General features: G+C 71.2%; 6 protein-coding genes, 1 tRNA gene and 1 other RNA gene. 7 read left to right on the forward strand and 1 reads right to left on the reverse strand.

Going from position 1 to position 4640, the window contains the following annotated elements; translation table 11 throughout:
- Nucleotides 1-1067 (forward strand): site-specific integrase (locus VKG64_14860; protein HKB26317.1); only part of this gene is annotated, 1067 nt, incomplete at its 5' end.
- Between the two features lie 49 nt (nucleotides 1068-1116).
- Here the strand turns inward: VKG64_14860 and VKG64_14865 are convergent.
- A tRNA-Leu gene (locus VKG64_14865) sits at nucleotides 1117-1203 on the reverse strand.
- Nucleotides 1204-1235: 32 nt separating this feature from the next.
- On the opposite strand from VKG64_14865, the gene smpB reads away from it, so the two are divergent.
- From smpB to VKG64_14895, 6 genes are all read left to right on the forward strand, one after another.
- Nucleotides 1236-1721: an SsrA-binding protein SmpB gene (smpB, locus tag VKG64_14870; protein HKB26318.1), complete on the forward strand. Its 486-nt coding sequence runs from the start codon at nucleotides 1236-1238 to the stop codon at nucleotides 1719-1721.
- A 3-nt stretch (nucleotides 1722-1724) separates the two neighbouring features.
- Nucleotides 1725-2080: a transfer-messenger RNA gene (gene ssrA / locus VKG64_14875) on the forward strand.
- Between the two features lie 19 nt (nucleotides 2081-2099).
- The gene (locus tag VKG64_14880) at nucleotides 2100-2783 is read left to right on the forward strand and encodes an HAD family hydrolase (protein HKB26319.1); all 684 of its coding nucleotides are present in this window, start codon (nucleotides 2100-2102) and stop codon (nucleotides 2781-2783) included.
- Nucleotides 2780-3487 carry an NTP transferase domain-containing protein gene (locus VKG64_14885; protein HKB26320.1) on the forward strand — a complete coding sequence of 236 codons (708 nt, stop codon included), beginning with the start codon at nucleotides 2780-2782 and terminating at the stop codon, nucleotides 3485-3487. Before VKG64_14880 ends, VKG64_14885 begins: the two co-directional genes overlap by 4 nt.
- A gap of 20 nt (nucleotides 3488-3507) precedes the next feature.
- Nucleotides 3508-4347: a hypothetical protein gene (locus VKG64_14890; protein HKB26321.1), complete on the forward strand. Its 840-nt coding sequence runs from the start codon at nucleotides 3508-3510 to the stop codon at nucleotides 4345-4347.
- Nucleotides 4344-4640, forward strand: a 297-nt coding sequence (locus VKG64_14895; GenBank protein HKB26322.1) for an aminotransferase class III-fold pyridoxal phosphate-dependent enzyme, incomplete at its 3' end; no start/stop codon positions are given. The genes VKG64_14890 and VKG64_14895, both read left to right, overlap by 4 nt.

The raw sequence follows: 4640 nt of genomic DNA on the forward strand, positions 1-4640 counted from the left end.
CGCGGGAGGAGGCCCTGCGCTGCGAGCGTGAGGTCCTGGCCGCTCGCGATCGGGGCGAGCGGCCGCCCGACGTGCGGCACGCCCCGCTGTTCACCCCGTATGCGGCCGGCTGGATCGACGAACTCAGAGCTGCCTGGAAACCGAGCACGCTCCAGCAGTATCAGCAGGTGCTCAAGTCCCAGCTCGTGCCGGCGTTGGCCGATGTGCGCCTGAGCGGGATCACCGAATCGCGGGTGCGCCAGCTCCTCACGCGCCTGCAGGACGCCAGCCTCTCGGCGCGCCGGATCAACCTCGTCCTCCTCGTCCTGAAATCCATCGTCCGCACGGCCGTCCGGCGGCGGCTGCTGCGTGAGGATCCGACGGTGGCGGTCCGGCCCTTGAAGGAGCCACGCACCGAGGTCGACCCGCTCGATCCCCAGGAGGTGGACCGGTTTCTCGCCGCCTGCCCGGCCTGGTGGCGGCCGTACTTCACGGTGGCCTTCTACACCGGGGCGCGTCCCAGCGAGCTCGCCGCGCTCAAATGGGGGGACATCGATGGGGTGCGGGAGACGTTTCGGATTCGTGCTGGGCGCTATCGTGGGGTGGAATCGACGCCGAAGACCGCGAGCAGCGTCCGCGACGTCGACCTGCTGCCGCCGGTCGGCGCCGCGCTCAAGGCGCAGAAGGCCCAGCAGGCCGCCGGGCGTCTCACGCGGGGCCAGGGGGCGCCCGAGCCCGGCCAGGATTACGTGTTTACCGGGCCGCACGGGGGCCTGCTGAACCCGAACTTTCTGCGAGACAGGGTGTGGTATCGGGTGCTCGCGACTGCGGGTCTCCGGCGCCGCACGATGTATCAGACGCGGCACACCTTCGCCTCGAATGCGCTCGCGGCGGGCGAGGCGCCCTCGTGGGTGGCCGCGATGCTCGGGCACGCCTCGCCCGAGATGCTGTTCACCGTCTACGCGCGCTACATCCCCAACCGCACGCGGCGGGACGGCAGTGCGCTGGCGACCCGGATGGCCGAGGTGTCCGACGCGGACTCGACGCGATCAGCGGCCAGTGCGGTACTCCCGAAATACTCCCGGTGAACGCCGTCGAGGAAGAATCGCTTAGCGTGATCGCGGCCTTGGGAAATCCTGGTGCCGAAGGGGGGACTCGAACCCCCACACCCTTGCGGGCACATGACCCTGAATCATGCGCGTCTGCCAATTCCGCCACTTCGGCCCGAACGGCGTCAGTCATAATACCTTTCGGACATGGCCAGTCAAGCCGACCGGAGCGCCAAGGACCGCGCCATCGCCACCAACCGGCGCGCGCGGCACGAGTACGAGATCCTCGAGACCGTCGAGGCGGGGCTCGTGCTGCGCGGCACGGAGGTGAAGGCGCTCCGCGCTGGGCAGGTGACCTTCAAGGACGCCTACGCGACCGTCCGGAACGACGAGGGCTGGCTCCTCGGCTGCCACATCAGCCCCTACAGCCACGGCACCGACGCGAACCATGACCCGGAGCGGGACCGAAAGCTCCTCCTGCACCGCCGGGAGCTTACCCGCCTCATGGGCAAGATCGCCGAGCGAGGTTTGACGCTGATCCCCCTTCGTCTATACTTCAAGGATGGTCGCGCGAAGGTGGAGCTGGGCTTGGCGCGCGGCCGCAAGCTTCACGACAAGCGCTCGGCCATCCGCGAGCGCGAGGTGAAGCGCGAGATGGACAAAGCCGCGCGCGCGGCGCAACGAGAAAGGTGAGGAGGGGGCGACAGGTTTCGACGGGGATCAGTGAGGCTCAGGCTGCGTCTCGAGGTTGCTCTCCCCTCGTTAAATAGGGAGCACGGTATAGCTGCCGACACTCAGCTAGCTCTGGCGGCCTAACACCCGTCAGCGTCCGCCGGTTCGAGCCATCGGGGACCGGGAACGGACGTCATACTCTGGTGGCTGGCTCCGAACCTGGCCTCAGGGGAGGGGCGAGAAAAATGAGGCTGGTCCCGCGGCGATCCCGTCGATCGGAGTGCCGGGGGACGAGACGCTGTAGAGTAGATCGGCTATCGACGTAGACGCCTGCGGCTGAGGGTTTCCGGACGTGGGTTCGATTCCCACCGCCTCCACCAATTTCACGCGCACAATCGCTTGAACACTGACGCCACTGCGGTGCTGTTCGACTTCGGGGGAACCCTCGACGCCGACGGGATCCCCTGGAAGGATCGCGTCCACCACCTCTTCGCGGACGCGGGCGTCGTCGTCCCCCGCGAGCGCTTCGACCGCGTCTTCCACGCGGCCGACGACGCGCTCGTCGGCGCGCTGCCGCCGACGCTCTCGCTCGCCGACACCGTCGGGCGCCTGGTGACGGCCGTCGCGGACGCGCTCGGCGTCGCCGACCGCGCCGTGGCCGACGGAGTCGCGCGTCGCTTCCTCGCCGCGGCGCAGGAGCGTCTCGGCGAGAACGCGGCGCTGCTCGAGCGGCTCGCGCGGCGCCACCGGCTCGGGGTCGTCTCGAACTTCTACGGGAACCTCGAGCGCGTGTGCGAGGACGCGGGCATCCGCCGGCTCTTCGGCGCCGTCGTGGACTCCGCGCGCGTCGGCTGCGAGAAGCCGGACCCGCGCATCTTCCGCCACGCGCTCGCGGCGCTCGGCGTCGAGCCCGGCGCCGCGACCTTCGTCGGCGACTCGCTCCCGCGTGACATGGCGGGCGCGCGCGGCGTGGGCATGCGCCACATCTGGCTCGCGGGCGAGGGAGCGTCGCGCGCGGGCCCCTGCTGCCGCGACGACCGCGTGATCCATTCGCTGAAGGACCTCGAGGGGCTCCTCCTGTGAGCGGGCCGCGCCTCACGGGCGGCATCATCGCGGCGGGCGAGGGGAGCCGGCTCCGCGCGGCGGGCTTCACGATGCCGAAGCCGCTCGTGCCCGTCGCCGGCATGCCGCTGATCGAGACCGTCATCGGCAACTTCCGCGCGGCCGGCGTCGGTCCCCTCGTCGTCATCGTCAACGAGCAGGAGCGCGAGGTGCCGGACTGGGTGAGGGCGCGCTTCCCCGACCTCGACGCCGAGTTCATCGTGAAGACGACGCGCTCGTCGCTCGAGAGCTTCCGCGAGGTGGTCGATCGCGCCCCCGCGGGCCGCATGCTGGTCTCGACGGTGGACGCCTGGTGCCGCGAGGCCGACTTCGTGCGCTTCGTCAAGGCCGCGCTGCGGCGTCCCGAGGACGCGACGGTGCTCGCCGTGACGCCGCTCGTCGCCGACGAGAATCCGCTGCGGGTAGACCTCGACGGTGCCGGGCGCGTCCTCTCCATCGGAGGGCCTTCGGGCGAGCTGGTCACGGCCGGGATGTATCTCGTCTCCGCGCGCGCCCGGAGTCTCCGGCCGCCGGCCGGGCTCGGCAGGCTCCGCGAGTTCCTCGCGTGGCTGCCCCAGGCGGGGGAGCCCGTGTACGGCGAGGTGATCGAGACCGTCGTCGACGTGGACCGGCCCGACGACGTGACGCTCGCCGAGGCGCTGGCCTCGGCGGGGCGGGTAATATAGTCGCTCTGAGGAGGGAACGGGTGAAGAACTCGCTCTGCTGGGGCATCTTTCGCGAGGCGGCGCACTCGCCGGGCCGCGAATCCGACGACGCCGAGATCCTGCGGCTTACGGGCAAGCACCTCGAGGCGAAAGGGCTCCAGGTCGTCCTGCGGACCCCGGAGGAGGTCACCGGGCTCCCCGAGGCCCCGCCGCGATTCGTCTTCCTCATGTGCGAGCGCGTCGAGGTGCTCGAGCGGCTCCACGTCCTCGAGGCGAGCGGCGTGCCGCACGTGAACAGCACCCGGTCGGTCCTCAACACGTACCGCGAGCGGATGCTCGAGGCCTTCGCCGAGGCGAACGTGCCCTTCATCGCGAGCCGCCTCGTCCCGACGTCGGCGACGGCGGTGCCCGACGCGCCGCCCGTGTGGGTGAAGCGGGCGGACGTCCACAACACGCAGGAGGGCGACGTGGTCTACGCGCCCGCGGCCGACGCCGTCGCCGCCGCGCTGCGCGGCCTCGCCGCGCGCGGGATCTCGCGCGCGGTGATCCAGCCGCACGTGCCCGGCGACCTCGTGAAGTTCTACGGGATCGGCGCCGGCGGCGGCGCGCACGGCGCGCCGCCGTGGTTCCGCTGGTTCTACCACAAGGAGCAGCAGCTCGCCGGCCACCGGTTCGACGAGCGGCGCCTGGCGCGGCTCGTGCGGAGCGCGGCGTCGGCGCTCGGGCTCGAGGTCTACGGCGGCGACGCGATCGTGACGCCGGCTTCCGAGATCGTGCTCCTCGATGTGAACGCGTGGCCGAGCTTCGCCCTCTACCGCGACGAAGCCGCGCCGCGGATCGCGGAGCACCTGGCGCTCCGCTTCCTCGGGGGGCGCCGGTGACGCGCGAGCCGGGTCCGCGCTCGAAGGAGATCGTCGCGCGGGAGCGGCGGTTCCAGGCGCCGGGGAGCCAGTCCTTCGCCCTCCAGTCGGGCCTCGCGATGGCCCGCGGATCCGGCTCGACGCTGATCGACGAGGACGGCAACGAGTACATCGACTTCATCGCGGGCATCGGCGTGGGCAGCGTCGGTCACTGCCATCCGCATTACGTGGAGTCACTGAAGCGGCAGCTCGAGCGCCTGACGTTCGGCAGCTTCACCACCGAGACGCGCGCCCGCTTCCTCTCGCAGCTGGCG

It is taken from the genome of Candidatus Methylomirabilota bacterium (assembly GCA_035260325.1).
Classification (GTDB): Bacteria; Methylomirabilota; Methylomirabilia; order Rokubacteriales; family CSP1-6; genus AR19.

Bases quoted from the DNA above. Each gene is read 5' to 3' on its own strand.
- smpB (HKB26318.1), top strand. From the start codon at position 1,236: ATGGCCAGTCAAGCCGACCGGAGCGCCAAGGACCGCGCCATCGCCACC.